Below are 20,914 nucleotides of genomic sequence, written 5' to 3' on the forward strand. Positions count from 1 at the left end.
CCGACCCGCACCATCACCAAAAACGTCAGCCCCAAATCAGCATCCGTGTCACCACCCGAAACCCCCACCACACCACGCTGAAGAGCAGAAACCCGGCACCTCCCGCACTGACATCACCCTGCCGACCCACCACCGACAAAAACTTACAGATCATCAGCCCGCTGCCCTGTCGGGAGGCGACGGTCATCCGATCAGGGTGGTGAGCGAAACGCCCTCGGGCAGGTCGGCCTGGTGGACGTCCACCTGGTAGTCGCTGAAGGCGCGGGCGATGGCGTCACCGGGTCCATCAGCTTCCGCAACCGAACCTCCAGGGCGTTGATCTGCTCGGTCAGCCGACGGCACTCCGTGACCAGGTCGCGTGCAATCTCGGCGACGGCGCCCCCATGGCCAGCGAGTGCCGCGGTCAGCGTGTCGAACACACACAAACGCCATAAGCCACGGGATGGAACAGGGAGTTCAGGGTCGAACTCGTGAAGGAACCAGCGCAGCTTGTTCGCCGCTGCGGTGCGGCTCCGCACGAGACGGCGACGATGATCGACGAACAGCTTCACGTCCCGCGCGGGTCCGGCCAGGCTGGCGCGAGGCAGGGCCGATTCACCTGAACACGTGTCCAAGATCACGGGGAAACTTCACAGGTAAACTCCCTGATCGGCTGCGCGCCGCCCAGGATGCTCTCCAAGACAGCAATCCGTGAAAGCCATGTGGAAGGCGGACTGGGTGGACCCTCGCTCGACAGCGCTGCTGGTCATTGATGATGCAGTAGCGCTTCGTCAACCAGCACAGCCGTGGTGTTCTCCCCGCGGTTGTTCGGCTGGTGGAGGGCTGGCGGCGGCTGACGCTCCTGTGGTGCTTTCACGGTTCACAACGAGCCTGGGTCACCGTACGAGACGATCACGGGTTGGACGCGACTGCGCACTCCCGAAGAACAATCACTCGTTGCTGACCTCGTTCCGTTCGCTGCCAATGCCGCCGCGATCATCGACAAGCCCCAGGCGTCAGTCTTTACCCCCGAGGGAGCCCGGACCATCCGCAAGGCTAGCTGGACCGACTTGGTGCTGTGTGGCATCGACACGGACGCGTGCGTATACGACTCCGCTGTTGCCGCCTACCAGGCCGGATACCGGCCGTGGATCGTCACCGACGCTTATGCCTCCACCGGCGGAGCCTGCTACCACGACGCCGCACTCCTGCTCGCTTCCCGAAACATCGGCGCTGAGCAACTGGTCACGAGCGAGATCGTCTTGTCCCGAATCAGTGGAACGCAGGGAGCTCACGCATGAACACACCGCACGAGACAGATGTGCTGGTGGTCGGCGCCGGCCCGTCCGGCGTGGCGGCCGCGGTGATGGCGGCCAGCCTGAATCTTCGAACGGTGATCGTGGAGGCTGACGCGGTAGGCGACAAGCTACAGGTCATCGGGGCGCTGGAGAACGTTTCTGGAAACTGGTTGCCCGGCGCCCAGCTTGCTGAAGCTCTTGTCTCCGACCTGGACCGCCTACAGCAGGCTGGCCGATGCTCTGTCATACAAGCCCGTGCAGCAAGCGTCACCGGCTACGACGACCGAGCGGAGCTTGTACTCGAGGACGGGCGCGTGCTGAGTGCACAGGTGATCGTGGCCGCCTTGACTCCGCCTGAAGCCGACTGGGCCAGCGCTCCCGCAAAGCTGTCCGTTCCTCTGCTGTGGCGCACCAAGCCTGCAGACCTCACAGGCCGGACCTACGTTCTCGGAGGTGACCGTCCCCTCGGAACATGGCTCCGCACTCACCCGCATTTCTCGACAACGCTGCACGTCCTTTGCCCGCCGTCGGATGACTACAAGATCGCTGAAGTCGCGGCGGATGAGCGCGTTCGCATCGTGCCCGTCTCTCACGTCGTCCTGTCACCGATGTCCTACGGAGACGAGTGGAGCCTGCAGGTCAGGGACCGGCACGGTGAACACAAGTCCTACGTCGCCAAGACGGTGTTGAACAACCTTGGCAACAAGCCCTCTGCGTTGGACGGCCTCGCCCTAGGCGACAACGGCTACTGCCCGCCCGGCAAGCAGCACCCTCGGATCCGGATCGCCAGCGACTTGAGCAGCCCAGTTCCAACGCGTCGCGACGGCACAGGGCTCGGGAGCGGAAGCTGTACTCGCGTCGTACTACGCCACGGTTCTGAAGCAATGCTGAGGCGCCGTGCACACCGCCCTATCGGCATATAGGTCACGGTGGCCGAGATCGATCCCATCATGTATCTTTCAATGAATGCTTGATCATGAGAGGTTGGGGCATGTCCGACGCGGATCCCATGCAGCGGGTCAACGCTCTGCTGGATGACGTTCTGCCGCCACCGCGCGTGCGGCAGCAACTGCGACTCGCTGCGGGGCTCACTCAGCAGGAGGTCGCCGACGCCGTGGGCGTAAAGCGTCTCGCCGTCGCTCGGTGGGAGCTCGGAGAGGCTCATCCCCGGCGGCCTCACCGGGCCGTCTACGTGTACCTGCTCAAGCAGCTGGCCGAGCGTTTTCCGGAGGCCGCTGAGCTGGGTGAGGGCATGCTGACGCCGGCCTCCGAGTCAAGGAGGTCGGGGTGACGACGTGACCGCCACGGGCCGCGCGCGCCGAAGAGCGGAGTTACCACCCGCTGGCCTCGCGCGGCCCGTCTACCGACCGGATTAACCACCCGCGTCGGCCGCTCAGCTTTCCCGGCACCACCCGGGTGGATCTGAGCACCGGCTCATGGAGCCGTTCTCACTCAACAAAACCCGCCTCACCAGCGGGACCGGCCCCTCACCAGGGCCACCCATGATCGCGGGGCCCCCACCACAGGGGTCCTGCGACCGACCAGAACCGAGACGAGAGGAGAAATCTCCCCCAGCCCATCGGCGTCTGCCCACTCCTCGTGGAGGGGGCGGCGCTGGTGCTGGTGACTCCCATTCACTAGCCGGCCCGTCCCGCTTCGCGGGGTGGTCCGACTCGCATATGGAAGTTGGTGTCCACACCATAGTGCAGAACTCTGGTGCCCCATGTCAGCCTGATCATGTTCATTTCATTCGGCTTCGAGGTCAGCGTGTTTCTCACGTAACGAGAATCAAGCGCGGCATCTGCGCAGTTCACGGCGTTTCGCATGCTTCTGGCGGAGAGCCTTTCTCTTTCACCGGCTCAGGCCGCGCTCGTGGACAGGCCGTCCCGTCTGGCGGAAGCGTTTTCAAGATTTCTGCCCGCCCGGCGGGAGCGCCGGGGGTGTCCGCGGCTGGACGGACTCTGTCCACAGGTGACCTGGCCCATGGTCGCCGGGTGGATCTTGTTCTGACTTCTTTCTGGGTGGGCCGGTGAGCTCCGTGGTGGCGCCAGCCGCCGTGATGATTCCTGCCCCGCGTGCGTCGGTCGACAGCGGCGCGGTCGACGCCCCGGCGCTTCCCGCACAGCGGAATGTGCTGCGGTCGGTGCCGGCCTGGGGCCAGCCGGGCAACGGCGGCCTGTACGACGCGCTGCGGCTGGGTCGGGGAATGCGGTTACGGCTGCTCGCTGCGGTCCGTGCGCTGCTGGCGGACCCGTCGGTAGCCGGGCTGAAGGACGCACCGAAGCTGGCGGCGGTGGTGCTGTACGCAAAGTCACGGGCACCGCAGGGCGAGAAGAACGACCTCCAGACCTCCATCTGGGGCTCGGAGCTCGGTCGGTGGATGGGCATGAAGGAGTCGACGGTCCACCATAAGGTGCTGCCCATGCTGCGTGGCTCGGGCGCGCTACGGACCCGGGTGGTGAGGGACGCCAAAGGGCGCCCGACCGGGCTGGACTGCCTGGTCATGCCGTTGTGGAATGCCCGGAAAGGCGGGGGAGCGACACATCCGCTGGCGCTGTCGAAAATGGAGCTGGCCACGCTGCTGCGCCTGATCGAGGCGTTGTTCGGACCGGGCTGGGCGCCGAAGGACAAGGAGCCGACGCCGCCGGGGTTGCTGGCCGGCCGTACGGGCAAGGGGGCAGCGACCGACCGGCTCGGGCTACTGCTGATGGTGCTGAACACGCGGGCGTCGGGCTGGCTGCAGCTGTGCGGCGGCTCGGTGAAGGCGAAGGAGGGGCGCGGGGCGGCGACGCTGTCGCGGCTGCTGGGCTGCTCACCGTCCGGAGCACGGAAGGTGCTGGCCAGGTTGGCGGAGGCCAGTGTCGTGGCGCGGCAGCGTAAGGCGACGGCGACGCGGATGCGCGGCCGGGGCCGGGTCATGCTGCTGCCGGTGGCCCGCGCGTACGGCCGCACGCTGGCTTCTGCGGGGGCTGTTTCGGGCTCTGGGACGGTGTTTTCGCAGCGTCCCGATGGTGCGTTCGGAGATCATGCTCCGGCTGGTGCTGCCGGTGCCCTTGGCACGTCTGGGGTCAGCAGTACTGAAAAGGCCGGAGAGGTATGGGATCAGGAGCGTCCTGATGGTGCAGAGCTCCACGCAGACCACGCTTCTGGGGTTGCTCCCGTAGTTCCTCCGCAGCTCTCTTGTGGTTTTTCCGGCGAAGGCCGTGGGGCTGAAGGCTGTCGGCCGGAGCGCGCGTGCGTGCGCGAAGACCAAGCCGCCGACAGCGAGACCGCCGTTGCCGAGTCGGCGCCGCCGGTGGCGGAGGACGGCCCGCTGCGCGGGGAAAAGCCGAAGGAGTCCCCGGTCGAAGGGCGTGATGGGCAGCGTGCTGCCGGTGGTCGGCCGAAGGCCGTGGGTTGGGACAAGGCGCAGCAGCAGCGGAGGGTGGGCCTTCCGGCTGATCTTGGTCTGCGGGTGGCTCTGGGGCCGGTCGCGGGGCTGTGGGAGCGACTGTCCGGTTGGCAGCAGGATCAGGTCGAGGCGGCGGCGAAGGCAGAGCTGTCCCGGCTGGCGGGCATGCTGATGCGGCCGGAGATGGCGCCGCGGCTGCTGGCCGACCGGTTCACCGACCGGCTGGAGGAGACCGGTGGCGAGGCCCTGGTCACCGGCCCGTACGGGTGGCTGATCCGGCGGGGCCTGGTGCAGCGTCAGGCGTGCTCGGACCGCCGGTGTGATGACGGGATCCGGCTGGACACGGGCGGCGAGTGCGAGAACTGCAACAACGTCGTCCACATCCGGCGTGTCCGGCGGGCGAAGATCTCGACACAGGTCGGCCGGGAGTTGCCCGGCCTGACCAAGGGCGAGCGCCGCCGGGTCCTCGAGGAGCGGCTGCGGGAGCAGGCGGCCATCGAGGCGGAGGACTTCGTGTGGCGGCGTGAGCAGGCCCGCGCAGAGCAGGCCCGCCGCGATGTGGCCCGTGCGGCTGCCCAGGAGCGGGCGGAGCGCGAACGTGCGGCCGCGGCCGCTGCCGACGCGGTGCGCCAGGCCCTGCCGTGCGAGGACTGCGGGCAGGAGCGGTCGGCCGGGCTGTGCGAGGCGTGCGGTTTCCGGCGTCGAACCGAGGCGGCGATCGTGGAGGCCGGCCTGGTCGCCGCGACCTGGTCGGCCGCCCTGGACGACGCGGACGACGTCGCCGCGGTAGCCGTCCGAGTCCGGGCATCGCTGGAGGCCGACATCGAGCGGGCCCGGCGTGAGTTCCTGGAGCTCATGGAGCCGAGCGCGCTGGACGCGGACTTGGTCCTGGCGGCGTCCGCGCTCGCCTTCGCCGCGCTCCAAGCCGTGGAGCAGGCCCTGCCGGAGTACCGCAGCAGCGCCCTCGGACGGCTTGGCCGGACCGAGGAAGCCGAGGCGGAGGCCCGGCGGGCGTACAAGACCGAGCAGAACCGCCGCTGGTTCCAGCACAACCCGCACGGCGCAGACGCCATCGCGGCCGCGACGAAGGCCGCCGACGCGGCCCGGGAGCGCACGGCGGAGTACCTGCTGGCGACGCGGCTGGAGCAGCTGCGCGAGCAGCAGGCGGCCCACTACAGGCAAACCCCGCTCAAGGAAGACCCGCATACGCGCGTTCAGGAACTACCGGCGGCGCAGCGGACGAATGCGGTTTGCCGCTCGTCGCGTTCGCTCACTGGTGCGACGGCGGCACCACCTGGGGCGCGGTGAGGCGTTCGCGGCCCCGGCGGGCACCGGCTGCCGACGGTCGCTCTACGTCAGTCCTCCGCAACCCCGGACTCCGCCAGCACAGGGGTCTCGGAACCACCGGTCGCCGACACGTCCGCCAGGGCCAGGCACGCTCCAGCCGGGCGGCGGCACTCTCGCACCTGCGCTCTGTGCCGAGTCTGCTGCGCAGATACGCCTCGACCTCGCTCGTCAGGTGCTCCACCAGCATCGTGGCGTCCGTCGGCAGTGTGCCGTCGCGGAGCTGGCCGGTCCGGTGCGCCTCGTCCAGTAGCTTCCGCACCCTCGGTAGCCACCTGTCCGACCAGGCGGGGCGGCAGGTCACTCCCGCGCGATATGGATGGCGGAGCTGACCGACGCCTCCCGTTCCATCAGACGCGCCAGTTCGAGGGTGAGGTCGACCACAGCCCGCAAGGCGGGCGCCGGTTCCACGGCGACGCGCTCCAGAGCGGCCCTCCTCCAGAACGGCGTCGGCCAGTTCTCCTTTGGCGGCGAAGTGGAACGTCAGCGCCCACCGACAGGCCCGCGATCCTGCTGACCTGGGACAGCGAGGTGTCGTCGTAGCCACCGCGATCGAACCTGGCAGCTGCGGCCCGCAGGACAGTGGCGCACGTTCGTAGAGCTCTCTCCTGCTTCACCATGCCGACTCCGAGGGGACGTTTGCCGATGGACGCAGGGGGTACGGCTTCGCACCGCCGAAGCACCGTCCGGTTCTCCCGTACTGGTCCAGTCTTTATGTCAGGCAGACAGCGCGAGCCCTCAAGGGTGTATGAGCAACAGCGAGTTGCCCAAGTTGTAGTGGAAAGCAGCCGGAACCGGCCGTATGTATGCACGTCTGCCCCGCCCCGGGCCGTGGGACACATACCCACTGCAAGCGGAGGTTCATCAAGAGTCTTGAGGGGTAGGCCGGGAGGGGTAAACGCCCGCCACTCACCACTGGGAGGGTACACGCCATGGGCACGCACGCTTTGACGGACGCTCGAACCCCGGTGCCCATGTTCGCCGACAGGATCTTCGAACACCTGCCGCGCACCGACCAGCGCCGTTGGGCACGGGCCTACCTGCAGGGTCTGCTCACCACCCCGGGCAAGAAGTCGGTGCGTCGTCTGGCCGTCGCCGTCTCCGACTCGCCCACGGCCTCACAATCGCTGCACAAGTTTGTCAACGCCAGCCCATGGGATTGGAAGCCTGCCCGCGAGGAGCTGGCCTGCTGGGCCGAGCAGCGGATGTCCTCCCAGGCCTGGACCGTGAGCCTGGCCGTGCTGCGCAAACGCGGCGAACACTCCTGTGGTGTGCACCGGCGCTTCGTCCCCTCCACGGGACGCTCCGTCACCTGCCAGGCGGGCGTCGGCGCCTTCCTCGCGTCACCCGAGGCGGCCGTCCCGGTGGATTGGCACCTGCTGCTGCCCGGCTCCTGGGCCAAGGATGCGGAGAGACGGAACCGCACCCGCATACCGGACGGCGTCGGCGCCCAGTCGGTCGAGCAGCACGCCCTCGACCTGGTCGACGCCCTCACCGCTGTCAGCCACACGGCTCCCGTGCCGGTCGTGACCGATCTGTGCGCGTTTTCCGGGGCGAGTGCCCTGGTGAACGGTCTGTCCCAGCGCGAACGTGACTTCGTGGTTGCCGTACCCGACGGCTTCAAGGTCGTGCTCGGACACCACCTGAGAGCCCAGCACCGGCACGGACCGGACGACCACGGCATGGCCGTCACCGCCCGCAGTCTCTTCCAATTCGAAGCGGCCGGACTGTTCCAGGTCGAGACAGTGCCCCCCGACCCCGGTCAGACACAGCACACGACCGTCCTGACGAGCCTCGTGCACCTGCCCCTTGTGCCGTCCACCGGCCTGCAGCCGGTGCGCACCTACCAGTTGTTCGCGATCCGGTCGAAGGGAGACCGGCATCCGCCCCGGCTGTGGCTCACCTCTCTGACACGCGCCCGGGCGGAGGAGATGCTCGCGCTGGTTCGGACACTGTCCCGGACGGCTGAATCGGTGCAGCGGATGAAGGAGGACTTCGGCCTGCTCGACTTCGAGGGCCGTTCCTACCCCGGCTGGCACCGCCACATGACCCTGGTGTCGGCGGCGTACGCCTACAGTCGGCTCAATCATCCCGACGCCCCGGCCGGTCCGCTATCGGCCGCCGCCTGAGTGCGGGTCGGCACCACGGCGGTGCCGACCGCCGCGAGACGGTGACCGAAGCCGCCCGCGGACGCGGCGCGAACACCTCCCCAGCTTCACCGCTTGTGCGCGTTTCCTGGTTCCACCGCCATAATTCCTTCATGAAACCGTCAGGACTAGGGCCTGTGTGATGTCATGATCAATCTTGCCGATCCGGGTCCGTCTGGAGGACGGATCCGGTAGGAAGACGGTCGTGACGCGCAGGCAACTTACCGACGAGCAGTGGAAGTTGATCGAGCCGTACCTGCCGATAGGCAAGTACGGCCCGTACCCCGAACGGCTGCGGGAGCAGTTCGAGGGGGTGATCTGGCGGTTCAGGACCGGTGCGCAGTGGCGGGAGATGCCGGCCGAGTTCGGGCCCTGGCCGACCGTCTACGGACGCTTCCGGGTCTGGCGCAACGCCGGTGTCTTCACCGCCCTGCTGGAGGGCCTGATCGCCGAGGCCGCCCGCCGGCGCAGGACGGACCCGTCCCCGGTCGGCGTGGACTCCACGACCGTCCGCGCCCACCACGACGCCGCCGGGATGCTCCTCGGCGAGGACGTCATGGAGGCTCTGGAAGAAGCCGCCGCCGAGCAGGAACAGGCCCGGCAAAAGGAGGCGACGAGGCGGAACACAACAGGCAGCGCGGCGGAAACGGGCCGGAGCCGGAAGAACGCCGGCGCGTCCGCCGGCGGCACCGGCTCCGCCTGAAGGAAGCCCTGCTCGGCCGATCCCGTGGCGGGCTGACCAGCAAGATTCACCTCGCCTCCGACCGCAGGCGCCGGCCGCTGGCGTTCGTCCTGACCGCCGGGCAGGCCGCGGACAGCCCGCAGTTCATCCCCGTGCTGAACAAGGTTCGCGTCCGCCTGCCGGTCGGCCGGCCCCGCACCCGCCCGGACGCGGTCGCCGCGGACAAGGCCTACTCGTCCCGCGCCAACCGTGCCCATCTGCGCAAACGCCACATCGAGGCGGTCATCCCGGAGAAGAAGAACCAGGCCGCCCACCGCAAGAAGAGAGGCAGCCGGGGTGGGCGGCCCGTCAGCCACGACACCGGCCTCTGCACGGAACGCAACACCGTCGAGCGCCTGATCAACCGGCTGAAGGACTGGCGCGGCATCGCCACCCGCTTCGACAAGATGCCCGAGAGCTACCTCGCCGGCCTCGAACTCCGCGCCTCGATGATCTGGCTCGAGGACCTCCTGCGAGCAGCCGATTGATCACAACATCACACAGACTCTAGGGTGGTCGGATGCTGGGACACACCTATGAGGGGCAGGACTGCAGCCTCGCCAGGGCGCTGGAGATCGTCGGTGAGCGCTGGACGCTCCTGATCATCCGCTCAGCACTGCTCGGCACCAAGCGCTTCGACGCGTTCCTGGAGAACCTTGAGATCGCCAGGAACGTCCTGACGAAACGCCTCACCCGGCTCGTCGAGCACGGGCTCATGGAGCGGGTTCCCTACCAGGACAGGCCCGTCAGACACGAATACCGGCTCACCGCCTCGGGGCGTGACCTGACCCGGACGGTCATCGCGCTGACGCAGTGGGGCGACAGGAACCTGCCCCAAGAGCTCGACCCCCCGCGCAGGGCCGACCACATCGGTTGCGACGGCACCGTCCACATCGAGTTGAGGTGCTCCGGCTGCGGCCGCGCGGTGCACGACGAGGAGGTCGTCGTGCGGCGCATCCGCTGAACACGCGGGCCGTGCTTACATGAACACCTGGCGCCGCCCGCCCTCCACGGGCACGCGGCGCCCGTCCGGACACACGCGCTCTGCGCACGACCGAAGATGCCCGGCGCGTCGGCACCCGAACACGATGAGCCCTCCTCCGCCGACAAGGCGGTCCGCTGAAGGAGGGCGATCGTGGCATCCGCACTGGGAGCGTTGCGTCGGCTGGCCATGGCACCGTCCCTGGCCGAGGTCAGCTTCGCCGGACGCCGCTTCCCCGTGGAACCGACCGAGGGCACCAGGCGCCTGGAGGCCGTTCCACAGGCCGTCGTCTGCGGCTTCGAATGGGGTATCGAGGACCGCGACCTGACGGACACCGAGCGCCGTCTGTCCATGGTCGACCCCGAGGTCAGGGGCTTTGCCTACGAGGGCGCGACGATGGCCTGCGTCATCCGCGACGTGATGGGCCCGCGCGGCCACCGTACCCGGGACCTGCTGGAAGGCGGTGGCAGGCCACACATCTTCCTCAACTACATCGGCATCGGCTTCGCCATGGCCCGCCTCCCCCGGCCGCTGTGGAGGAAGGTGGTGCCGAAGCTGCCCGGTGCTGAGTACTACCCGGCGATGAGTTGGCTCGCCGTAGACGGCTACGGCTTCGACCGCGCCTACTTCGACACTGCTCGCTGGGTCGGCGAGCAGCGGGTGCCCGAGACGTACGCCTGGGAGGGGGACCCCGACTACTTCCTGCGCGCCGTGGACCAGGGCATCGGCCGGGCTCTGTGGTTCATGCACGGCGGACGTACCGCCCCGGTCGCCGCCGCCGTGGGGCGGTTCGCCACCCATCGCCGGGCCGACCTGTGGAGCGGTGTTGGACTGGCCGCCGCCTTCGCCGGCGGCAGCACTCCGGCGGCCCTCGCCGCACTGTGCGAGGACGCCGGGGAGGACTGCGGCCACGTCGCGCAGGGAGCGGTGTTCGCCGCCAAGGCCCGTCACCACGCCGGCCATGTGCCCGAGCACACGCGGATGGCCACCCGGGTGCTCGCCGGCCTCGACGTCGAGTCGGCCGCAGGACTGGCCGATGACTGCGGCACGTCCCCGGCAGGAGTCGGCCGTCGGCCGGCCTACGAATCCTGGCGCCAGAGAGTGCGCGAGCGGCTCCCCCTCACGGCAGTTCGAGCACGTCCGAAGTAGACGCCATACCGGCTTCCCCGGATATTTTCGAAAACACCCGGGACTTCAGGGAGATTCCACGAGGGGCGGTTCAGCGCATTGTCCACGATATTTGGAGTGCTCCGGCGAAGAATCCTCACGCCTTCCACTTCGGAAACAGAGCTGGAAAAGCGTGGCTTCCACCGGAAGAGTCCGCAGGCCCAGGAACAACTGGAAAGAATCGGCCGGGTCTTCCTCGAAGGATACGGCTACGCGGTGGAGGCGAGATCGACCGCCGAGGCCGAGGAGATGCTGGAGACCGTCCCTCGCACCTACCGGGGATTCGCCTACGAGGGCGCGGGCATGGGAGCCGTCGTGCACGACGCGCTGCCCGGTCACAGCGGGCGGCTGGAGGGCCTCCTCACCGGGGAGGGGCGCCACCACATCTACATGGTGTACATCGGCATCGGCTGGGCGATGGCCCGCCTGCCAAAGTTCCTGTGGCCCGACGTACGGAAGACCGATCCGCTGCTGAGGTGGCTGATCCTGGACGGCTACGGCTTCCACCAGGCCTACTTCCGAACCGACGAGTACGTCCGCACACCGGACGCGGAACACCGCTTCAGTTGGGCGGGCGGCCCGGACGCGTACTCCGCCAGGGCGATCGACCAGGGCATCGGCCGCGCCCTGTGGTTCGTCGGCGGCACCGACCCCGACTTCGTCGCCAACCTCATCGCCGCCTACCCCGCACACCGCCACGGCGACCTGTACGCCGGTGCGGGTCTGGCCGCCACGTACGCCGGGGCCGCGGACGAGGAGGAACTGCGCCGGTTCGCCGAACGGGCCGGCGAACACCGCCTACGGCTGGCCCAAGGCTCGGCCTTCGCGGCGGAGGCACGCCGGAGGGCGGACACCGTGATTGAGCACACCCACCTCGCCACCAGGGTCCTGTGCGGCACGACGCCGGAGCGCGCCGCGCAGGTGTGCATTGACCGCATGCCTGCCGTCGGCGACCAGGGCGGCGTCCCGGCCTACGAGGTTTGGCGTCGCGACATCGCCGCAGACATCGCCGCTCTTTCAACCCCCCAGAAAGGTGCCGACCTGTGAAGAAGGCAATCAGCTGGCTGCGGAAGAATGTGCCGGGAGTCGTCGCGCTCACTCTCATGGTGAGCACTTTCTACGCGGTGCGACTTCCCGAGCCGTCCGCGGCCGAAATTCAGGACGTCGCCGAGGACTTCTCCTTCGAATCCATGTCGATCGCCATGCCGGCCGGGTTCGAGAAGCAGGAGATCCGGAAGGTCAACAAGACCTACGAGCACATCGACGCATGGATTTCCGCGGTCGGCGCCGGCATTGCCATGAACGACCTGGACGGTGACGGGCTGTCCAACGACCTGTGCATCACGGACCCGCGCATCGACCAGGTCGTCGTCACCCCCACGCCCAACCGGGAGGAGGCGTACCAGCCGTTCGCGCTCGACGCCGACCCGCTGCCGGTCAGTGACACGATGGCCCCGATGGGCTGTGTGCCCGGCGACTTCAACGAGGACGGCGCCATGGACCTCCTCGTCTACTACTGGGGCCGTACGCCCATTGTGTTCACCGCCAAGGACACCGGCAAGGGCGCACCTTTGACCGCGGACTCCTTCAAGGCGAGCGAGTTGCTGCCGGGCAAGCCCGGGCCCCGGTACACCGGCCCTCTGTGGAACTCCAACGCCGCGACCGTCGCCGACTTCGACGGTGATGGACACGACGACATCTTCATCGGCAACTACTTCCCCGACAGCGCCGTCATCGACCCGACCAAGGACGGCGACGTCGTCATGCAGGAGTCGATGTCCCACGCCCAGAACGGCGGCGGCGGCCACTTCTTCCTGTGGACCGAGAACGGCTATGAGAAGACCGACGACTCCCTGCCGCAGGGCGTGAACAACGGTTGGACGCTCGCCGCGTCCGCCGCCGACCTCGACGGCGACCACCTGCCGGAGCTGTACATCGGCCACGACTTCGGCACCTCCGCGCTGCTGTACAACAAGTCCCGCCCGGGTCGGCTCGAGTTCGCCGAGGTCAAATCCGTCCACTCGGGCACCGTCCCGAAGTCCAAGGAACTCGGACGCAGCTCCTTCAAGGGCATGGGGATCGACTTCGGCGACCTGGACAACGACGGCCTGTACGACATGTTCGTCAGCAACATCACCACGTCGTTCGGCCTCCAGGAGTCCAACCTCGCCTTCATCGGCACGGCCAACAGCCAGGCCGACGTGCGGGGCCGCTTCAAGAACGGCGAGGCCCCCTACGAGGACAGGAGTACCGACCTCGGCGTCGCCTGGGCCGGCTGGGGCTGGGACGTGAAGATGGGCGACTTCGACAACAACGGCGACCTGGAGATCACCCAGGCCCTCGGTTTCGCCAAGGGCAAGAAGAACCGCTGGCCGCAGCTCCAGGAAGTGGCCACCGCCAACGACGCACTGCTCTCCAACCCTCTGTGGTGGCCGAACCTCCGGCTCGGCGACGACATCGCCGGCAGCCAGACCATGCGGTTCTTCGCCAGGAACGACAACGGCACCTACCTGAACCTGTCCGAGACCCTCGGCATGGCCGTCCCCGTTCCCACCCGCGGCATCGCCACCGGCGACGTCGACGGTGACGGACGCCTGGACCTGGCGGTCGCCCGCCAGTGGGGCGAACCCGCCTTCTACCACAACGTCAGCCCGGACACGGGCGCCCACCTCGGGCTGAAGCTCGTCGACGAGTCCGGGGGGCCCGCGGTCGGCACCGAGGTCCGCGTCACGCTGCCCGACGGCACCAAACGCATCGGCCGGGTCGACGGCGGAAGCGGCCACTCCGGCAAGCGCAGCACCGAGGTGCACATCGGTCTCGGCCGGGATGTCCGGGGCCCGGTAGAGGTCTTGCTGACCTGGCGGGACAGCGACGGTGACGTCCACGAGCAGCAGCTGGAGCTGGCACCCGGCCGACACAGCATCCAGCTCGGCAACCAGGCCAAGGAGAAGTGACCATGTCCGTCCAGCAGAAAATACCCGCCGCACAGCAGCGGCACAGCACGAAGGTCATCACCGCCCTGCGACGGTTCGCGATCTCGATCTCCGTACTCAACATATTCGGCTACACGGTGCTCGGGTTCGAGCAGCCATGGGCCTGGCCGTTCATAGCACTCGCCACCGCCTACACGGTGGAGATCGTCCTCGAGATGATCGGCGCCCGCACCGAGGGCCGGGCACCCCGGTTCCGCGGCAACGGATTCCGCGGCCTGGTGGAGTTCCTCTACCCGGCGCACATCACCGGCCTCGCGGTGAACATGCTGTCCTACGTCAACGACCTGGTCTGGGTCATGGTGTTCGGCGTCATCGTCGCCGTCGGCACCAAATGGGTGCTGCGCGCGCCGGTGCGCGGCCGGATGCGGCACTACATGAACCCGTCGAACTTCGGCATCGCGGTCATCCTGCTGCTCTTCCCCTGGGCCAGCATCGCCCCGCCGTACCAGTTCACCGAGTACGTCGACGGAGGCTTCGACTGGCTCGTCCCGGCGATCATCGTCGCCCTCGGCACGATGCTCAACGCCAAGCTCACCGAACGCATGTGGCTGATCGTCGCCTGGGTGGGCGGCTTCGTGATTCAGGCCGTCGTCCGCGGCCTGCTGTTCGGCACCTCCATCCCCGCAGCCCTGGCGATGATGACCGGTGTGGCGTTCGTGCTCTTCACGAACTACATGATCACCGACCCCGGAACCACCCCGTCCTCCCGCAAGGGCCAGATCGCCTTCGGCGGCGGTGTGGCGGCCGCGTACGGCGTGCTGACCGCCCTCGGTATCGCCTACGGCCTGTTCTTCGCCACCGCCCTGGTTTGCCTAATCCGCGGCATCCACCTGTGGACGGTCGACATCGCCGATCGAAAGCGCGCCCAGGAGCGGGAGCAGATCAGTTCGGACCTCGCCACTCCCCAGGGGCCCGACACCGGGCAGGCCACCGACGGGCAGTGCGCCGGCGGCTGCGCCGGCGAGTGTGTCTGCACGCCCCGGCCCGCAGTGACCGCTGAAGAGGCCGAGCGGCAGAAGGTGACGGTGGCGGCATGACCAGAATCGCGATCGTCGGCATGGCCTGCCGCTATCCCGACGCCACCAACCCCCGCGAACTATGGGACAACGCCGTCGCCGGACGCCGCGCCTTCCGCCGGCTGCCCGACGTGCGCATGAACCTGGACGACTACTGGGACGCGGACCCCGCCACCCCCGACCGCTTCTACGCGCGCAACGCCGCGGTCCTGGAGGGATACGAGTTCGACCGGGTCGCCCACAGGATCGCGGGCAGCACCTACCGCTCGACTGATCTCACCCACTGGCTCGCCTTGGAGACCGCCGGGCGGGCCCTGGCCGACGCCGGATTCGCGGGCGGCGAGGGACTACCCCGCCAGCGCACCGGGGTCCTCGTCGGCAACACCCTCACCGGCGAGTTCACCCGCGCCAACGTGATGCGGCTGCGCTGGCCGTACGTGCGCCGCGTCATGGCCGAGGCGCTCAAGGGTCAGGAGTGGGGCGACGAGCGGATCGCGAACTTCCTCGCCGACGTCGAGACCGCGTACAAGGAGCCGTTCCCGGCCATCGACGAGGACACCCTGGCCGGCGGCCTGGCCAATACCATCGCCGGCCGGATCTGCAACCACTTCGACCTCAACGGCGGCGGCTACACCGTCGACGGCGCCTGCTCCTCCTCGCTGCTGTCGGTTACCACGGCCAGCACCTCGCTCCTCAGCGGTGACATCGACGTCGCCATCGCAGGCGGCGTCGATCTGTCGATCGACCCGTTCGAGATCATCGGGTTCGCCAAGACCGGCGCCCTGGCCAAGGGCGAGATGCGCCTGTACGACCGCGGCTCCAACGGCTTCTGGCCCGGCGAGGGTTGCGGCATGGTCGTCCTGATGCGCGAGGAGGACGCCCTGGCGGGCAACCACCGCATCTACGCGACGATCGCGGGCTGGGGCATCTCCTCCGACGGCCAGGGCGGCATCACCCGCCCCGAGATCGACGGCTATCGGCTCGCCCTGCGCAGGGCGTACGAGCGGGCCGGATTCGGCATCGACACGGTGCCGCTCTTCGAGGGCCACGGCACCGGCACCGCCGTTGGCGACCGCACCGAACTGACTGCCCTGATGGGAGCCAGGGCCGCGGCGAACCCGGACACCCCGGTCGCGGCCATCACCTCCATCAAGGGCATGATCGGCCACACCAAGGCGGCGGCCGGCATCGCCGGTCTGATCAAGGCGGCGATGGCCGTCGACAACCAGGTCCTGCCCCCAGCCATCGGCTGCGTCGACCCGCACGAACTGCTCACCGATGAGCAGGCCAACCTGCAGGCACTGCGCAAGGCCGAGGCCTGGCCCGAGGACGCGCCGCACCGTGCCGGCATCACCGCCATGGGCTTCGGCGGCATCAACACCCACGTTGTCCTGGACGAGCCCGCCACCCGCCGGCGCACCGCCCCCAGCCGCCGCTCCGTCACACTGGCGCACTCCGCGCAGGACTGCGAGCTACTGCTGCTCGAAGGGGACTCCCCCGAGTCCCTGCGCGCCCGGCTCACCCGGGTCGCCGACTTCGTGGCGCAGGTCTCCTACGCCCAGGTCGCCGACCTCGCCGCCACGCTCCAGCGCGAACTGCGGGGCCTGCCCTACCGGGCGGCCGTCGTCGCCACCTCCCCCGAGGACGCCGAACGCCGTCTGCGGCACCTGGCCGACACCGTGGACACGGGGGTGACCGAACACTTCGCCGCCGACGGCCGCGGCTTCCTCGGCCACGCGCGCGGACGCGGACGGATCGGCTTCCTCTTCCCCGGACAGGGCTCCGGCAAGGGCACCGGCGGCGGTGCGCTGTGCCGCCGCTTCCCCGAGGCGGCGGAGGTGTACGGCGCGGCGGATCTGCCCACCACCGGCGACATGGTGGCCACCGACGTGGCGCAGCCGCGCATCGTCACCGGCTCTGCGGCCGGGCTGCGCGTCCTGGACACCCTGCGGGTGGAGGCCGTCCTCGCCCTCGGCCACAGCCTCGGAGAGCTGTCCGCCCTGCACTGGGCGAGCGCCCTCGACGAGGAGACCCTTCTGGAGGCGGCCCGGGTCCGCGGCCGCGCCATGGCCGAGCACAGCGCCTCGGGCACCATGGCCTCGCTCGGTGCCGTCCCCACGGAGGCCGAAAAGCTCGCCTCCGGGCTGCCTGTGGTCATCGCCGGGTACAATGGCCCCGGGCAGACCGTCGTTGCCGGGCCGGCCGACGCAATCGAAGCGCTCTGCAGCCGTGCCGCCGGGGCGCGGGTCGACTGTACCCGGCTCGCCGTGTCGCACGCCTTCCACTCCCCGTTGGTCGCGCCGGCCGCGGACACCTTCGGCGGCTGGCTTGCCAGTGTTTCCCTCGGGCCGGTCGGCGCCCGGGTCGTCTCCACCGTCACCGGTGCGGAACTGGCCCGTGACACCGACCTGGTGGAGCTGCTGCGGCGGCAGATCACCGATCCCGTCCTGTTCACCCAGGCGGTCACGGCTGCCGCGAAGGACGTCGACCTGTTCGTCGAGGTCGGTCCGGGCCGGGTGCTGAGCGCGCTCGCCACGGAGGCGACCGGTGTCCCGGCCGTCGCGCTGGACACCGACGACGAGTCCTTGCGGGGGTTGCTGCAGGTGGTCGGCGCCGCCTACGTCATCGGCGTGCCCGTCGCCCACGAGCGGCTCTTCCAGGACCGGCTGGTCCGGCCGCTGGAGATCGGCCAGGAGTTCAGCTTCCTGGCCAACCCCTGTGAACAGGCCCCGCAGGTCTCCCTGCCGGCCGGCCGCACCGGGACCGCCGTCGTGCCCGCCGCAGCGGGCGTGTCCGCCCCCTCCGCTCCGGCCGTGCAGGACTTCTCGGACACGACGGCACCGGCCGCCGCGGCACCGGACGGCGATGGAGCTGCCTCGGCGCTGGATGTGCTGCGTGCCATCGTCGCTGAGCGTGCCGAGCTTCCCGCTGACCTCGTGGACGACCACAGCCGGCTCCTGGACGACCTGCACATGAGCTCGATCACGGTCGGTCAGATTGTCAACCAGGCCGCGTCCCACCTCGGCATCGCCGCGACGCAGGTACCGACCAACTTCGCCACCGCCACTCTTGCCGAACTGGCCGAGGCGTTGGAGACACTGGTCAGCACCGGTGGCCAGGGAGACGAAGGCGCCTCCGCGGTCGTGGGTGCCGCCCCCTGGGCCAGGCCCTTCGCCGTGGACCTGGAGGAGGTGCCCCTGCCCCGGGCCGCCGTGCGCGAACCCGACGGCACCTGGGAGCTGTTCTCCCCAGCCGCACACCCGGTGGTCGAGGAACTGCACGAAGCCCTCCAGAGCGCCGGGGTCGGTTCCGGCGTGCTGGTCTGCCTGCCGTCGGCCTGTTCGCCGGAGCAGATCGAGCAGGCGCTCGCCGGTGCAAAGCACGCCCTGGCCGGGGAGCGCGACAGTCGTTTCGTCCTGGTGCAGGACGGCCGCGGCGCGGCCGGGCTCGCCAAGACGCTCCACCAGGAGGCGCCCCATCTGCGTACGACCGTCGTCCACACCCCCCTGACGGGCGGCGCGGTCGAACGGATCGTGGCCGAGGTGGCTGCCACCACCGGCTTCACCGAGGTCCGCCATGATGGCGGCGGGGGGCGCCGTGTACCGACGCTTCGGGCCCTGCCCGTACGCCCGGAGCGCACCGACTCCCCGCTCGGCGACTCGGACGTGCTGCTGGTGACCGGTGGCGGCAAGGGCATCTCCGCCGAGTGCGCCCTCGCCGTGGCCCGCGACAGCGGGGCGCGGCTCGCCGTGCTCGGCCGCTCCGACCCCGCGGCGGACCGGGAGCTCGCCGACAACCTGGAGCGGATGGTCGGCAGCGGCGTCACCGTGCACTACGCGCGTGCCGACGTCACCGTCCCGGAGCAGGTCCGCCAGGCCGTCGCCGAATTGGAGAGGGAACTGGGACCGATCACCGGCCTGCTACATGGCGCGGGACGTAACGAACCCGGCCCGCTTCACGCGCTGCGGCCGGAGGACTTCCGCCGCACCTTCGCCCCCAAGGTCGACGGCCTGCGAGCCGTGCTCGACGCGGTCGGGCCCGGCAACCTGAGGCTGCTGGTCACCTTCGGCAGCATCATCGGCCGCGCCGGCCTGCGGGGCGAGGCCCACTACGCCACCGCCAACGAGTGGTTGGCCGACCTCACCGAGGAGATTGCCCGCACCCATCCGCAGGTCCGTGCCCGCTGCGTGGAGTGGTCGGTGTGGTCCGGGGTCGGCATGGGCGAGAAACTCTCGGTCGTCGAGTCGCTGTCCCGCGAGGGCATCACCCCCATCTCCCCGGACCAGGGCGTGGAAATCCTGCTGCGGCTGATCTCCGATCCGGACGCGCCCGTGGTGACGGTCGTCAGCGGCCGTGCGGAGGGTATCGAGACGGTGCGGCGCGACCTGCCGGCCCTGCCGCTGCTGCGGTTCACCGGCAACCCGCTGGTGCGCTACCACGGTATCGAGCTGGTCACCGAGGTCGAGTTGAACGCCGGCACCGACCCGTACCTCGCCGACCACCTGCTGGACGGCAACCTCCTCATGCCCGCCGTCATGGGCATGGAGGCCATGGTCCAGGTCGGTGCCGCCGCCACCGGATGGACCGGGACACCGGTGATCGAGGACGCGCGCTTCCTGCGGCCCATCGTGGTGCCGCCCAACGGCAGCACCCGCATCCGCGTCGCCGCGACCGTCACCGACACCGACACGATCGACGTCGCCATCCACGCCGAGGACACCGGTTTCGCTGCAGAGCACTTCCGGGCCCGGCTGGTCTACTCCGAGGCCACCGCCCCGGACGGACCGCCCCTGCAGACCGCCGCCGCCACCCTGGAAGTCCCCCTGGATCCGGCGGCCGACCTGTACGGCAACATCCTCTTCCAGGGCGCCCGCTTCCAGCGGCTGCGCCGCTTCCACCGGGCCGCGGCGCGCCACGTCGACGCCGACGTGGCGGTGCTGCCACCAGAGGGCTGGTTCGCTGGCTTCCTCCCCGGCGAACTGCTGCTGGCCGACCCCGGCATGCGCGACGCGCTGATGCACGGCAACCAGGTGTGCGTCCCCGACGCCACCCTGCTCCCCTCGGGGGTCGAGCGCATCCACCCGCTCGGCGCCGGTTCGCACCTCCCGGAGGAGCTGCGCTACTGCGCGGTCGAACGGAGCCATGACGGCGACACCTACGTGTACGACATAGCGGTCCGCGACGCCGACGGCACCGTCGTCGAACGCTGGGAAGGACTGACCCTGCACGCGGTGCGCAAGACGGACGGATCCGGTCCGTGGGTCGCCCCGCTGCTCGGCCCGTACCTGGAGAGGGCACTGGAGGACGTGCTCGGCGTCCGGGTCGCGGTCGCGGTCGAACCGCACGGTGACACCCCGGCCGGTTCCGTGGCCGAGCGCCGCGCCTTCACCGCGACTGCGGCGTCCCGCGCCCTCGGCATCCCGGTGACCGTGCGTCACCGGCCCGACGGGCGACCGGAGCTCGACGGGGACCGTCAGGTGTCGGCGGCCCACGGCGTGGGGCTCACTCTCAGCACCGTGGCCGACACAGAGGTGTCCTGCGACATCGAGGCGGTCACCATGCGTCCGGCGGACGACTGGAAGGACCTGCTCGGCGAGTACGCGGCTGTGGCGGAGCTGGTAGTCAAGGAGACCGGGGAGGCCCCCGACACCGCCGCCACCCGGGTGTGGAGCGCCGTCGAATGCCTGAAGAAGGCTGGCGTCATGGCGGGCGCGCCGCTGACGGTGCTGCCCCGGCGCAAGGACGCCTGGGTGGTCTTCGCTGCGGGCGGGCTGCGGATCGCGACCTTCGTCACCGGGCTCCTCAACACGGTGGAGCCCGCCGTCTTTGCATTCCTCACGCATGAAACGCCTCGTCAGGAAGGGTGGTCCTAGGAC

11 protein-coding genes and 2 pseudogenes are annotated in these 20,914 nt (G+C 69.5%); 12 read left to right on the forward strand and 1 reads right to left on the reverse strand.

Going from position 1 to position 20,914, the window contains the following annotated elements:
- Positions 1–25 precede the first annotated feature (25 nt).
- A complete protein-coding gene (locus AB0I73_RS33380; protein ID WP_363043742.1) occupies positions 26–187 on the reverse strand; it encodes a hypothetical protein in 162 nt (53 codons plus the stop codon).
- A gap of 503 nt (positions 188–690) precedes the next feature.
- On the opposite strand from AB0I73_RS33380, the pseudogene AB0I73_RS33385 reads away from it, so the two are divergent.
- The 12 genes and pseudogenes from AB0I73_RS33385 to AB0I73_RS33440 all read left to right on the forward strand — a co-directional run bounded on the left by AB0I73_RS33385 (position 691) and on the right by AB0I73_RS33440 (position 20,911).
- Positions 691–1,280, forward strand: a pseudogene (locus tag AB0I73_RS33385) (isochorismatase family cysteine hydrolase).
- Positions 1,277–2,200 carry an FAD-dependent oxidoreductase gene (locus AB0I73_RS33390; RefSeq protein ID WP_363043744.1) on the forward strand — a complete coding sequence of 308 codons (924 nt, stop codon included), beginning with the start codon at positions 1,277–1,279 and terminating at the stop codon, positions 2,198–2,200. Before AB0I73_RS33385 ends, AB0I73_RS33390 begins: the two are co-directional and overlap by 4 nt.
- A 68-nt stretch (positions 2,201–2,268) precedes the next feature.
- Entirely contained in the window at positions 2,269–2,568 is a 300-nt protein-coding gene (locus AB0I73_RS33395) for a helix-turn-helix transcriptional regulator (protein ID WP_363043746.1), read from the forward strand.
- A gap of 1,089 nt (positions 2,569–3,657) precedes the next feature.
- The gene (locus AB0I73_RS33400) at positions 3,658–5,976 is read left to right on the forward strand and encodes a hypothetical protein (protein WP_363043748.1); all 2,319 of its coding nucleotides are present in this window, start codon (positions 3,658–3,660) and stop codon (positions 5,974–5,976) included.
- 968 nt (positions 5,977–6,944) lie between these two features.
- Complete coding sequence (locus AB0I73_RS33405; protein WP_363043750.1) at positions 6,945–8,141, forward strand: transposase; 1,197 nt, start codon at positions 6,945–6,947, stop codon at positions 8,139–8,141.
- A gap of 223 nt (positions 8,142–8,364) precedes the next feature.
- Positions 8,365–9,368 (forward strand): annotated as a pseudogene (locus tag AB0I73_RS33410) (IS5 family transposase).
- A 32-nt stretch (positions 9,369–9,400) separates the two neighbouring features.
- On the forward strand, positions 9,401–9,844 hold the full coding sequence (locus AB0I73_RS33415) for a helix-turn-helix domain-containing protein (protein WP_363043752.1): 444 nt from the start codon (positions 9,401–9,403) through the stop codon (positions 9,842–9,844).
- A 171-nt stretch (positions 9,845–10,015) separates the two neighbouring features.
- Positions 10,016–11,011 (forward strand): DUF1702 family protein, encoded by a 996-nt coding sequence (locus tag AB0I73_RS33420; RefSeq protein WP_363043754.1) that lies wholly within the window; start codon positions 10,016–10,018, stop codon positions 11,009–11,011.
- Positions 11,012–11,089: 78 nt separating this feature from the next.
- Positions 11,090–12,076: a DUF1702 family protein gene (locus AB0I73_RS33425; protein ID WP_363043756.1), complete on the forward strand. Its 987-nt coding sequence runs from the start codon at positions 11,090–11,092 to the stop codon at positions 12,074–12,076.
- A gap of 56 nt (positions 12,077–12,132) precedes the next feature.
- The gene (locus AB0I73_RS33430; protein WP_363043778.1) at positions 12,133–13,983 is read left to right on the forward strand and encodes a CRTAC1 family protein; all 1,851 of its coding nucleotides are present in this window, start codon (positions 12,133–12,135) and stop codon (positions 13,981–13,983) included.
- 2 nt (positions 13,984–13,985) lie between these two features.
- The gene (locus tag AB0I73_RS33435) at positions 13,986–15,059 is read left to right on the forward strand and encodes an enediyne biosynthesis protein (RefSeq protein ID WP_363043758.1); all 1,074 of its coding nucleotides are present in this window, start codon (positions 13,986–13,988) and stop codon (positions 15,057–15,059) included.
- On the forward strand, positions 15,056–20,911 hold the full coding sequence (locus AB0I73_RS33440; protein ID WP_363043760.1) for a type I polyketide synthase: 5,856 nt from the start codon (positions 15,056–15,058) through the stop codon (positions 20,909–20,911). The genes AB0I73_RS33435 and AB0I73_RS33440 overlap by 4 nt, the downstream gene beginning before the upstream one ends.
- The last annotated feature ends 3 nt before the right edge of the window (positions 20,912–20,914 follow it).

The sequence above is a fragment of the Streptomyces sp. NPDC050388 genome, from assembly GCF_040655635.1.
Taxonomy (GTDB): domain Bacteria; phylum Actinomycetota; class Actinomycetes; order Streptomycetales; family Streptomycetaceae; genus Streptomyces.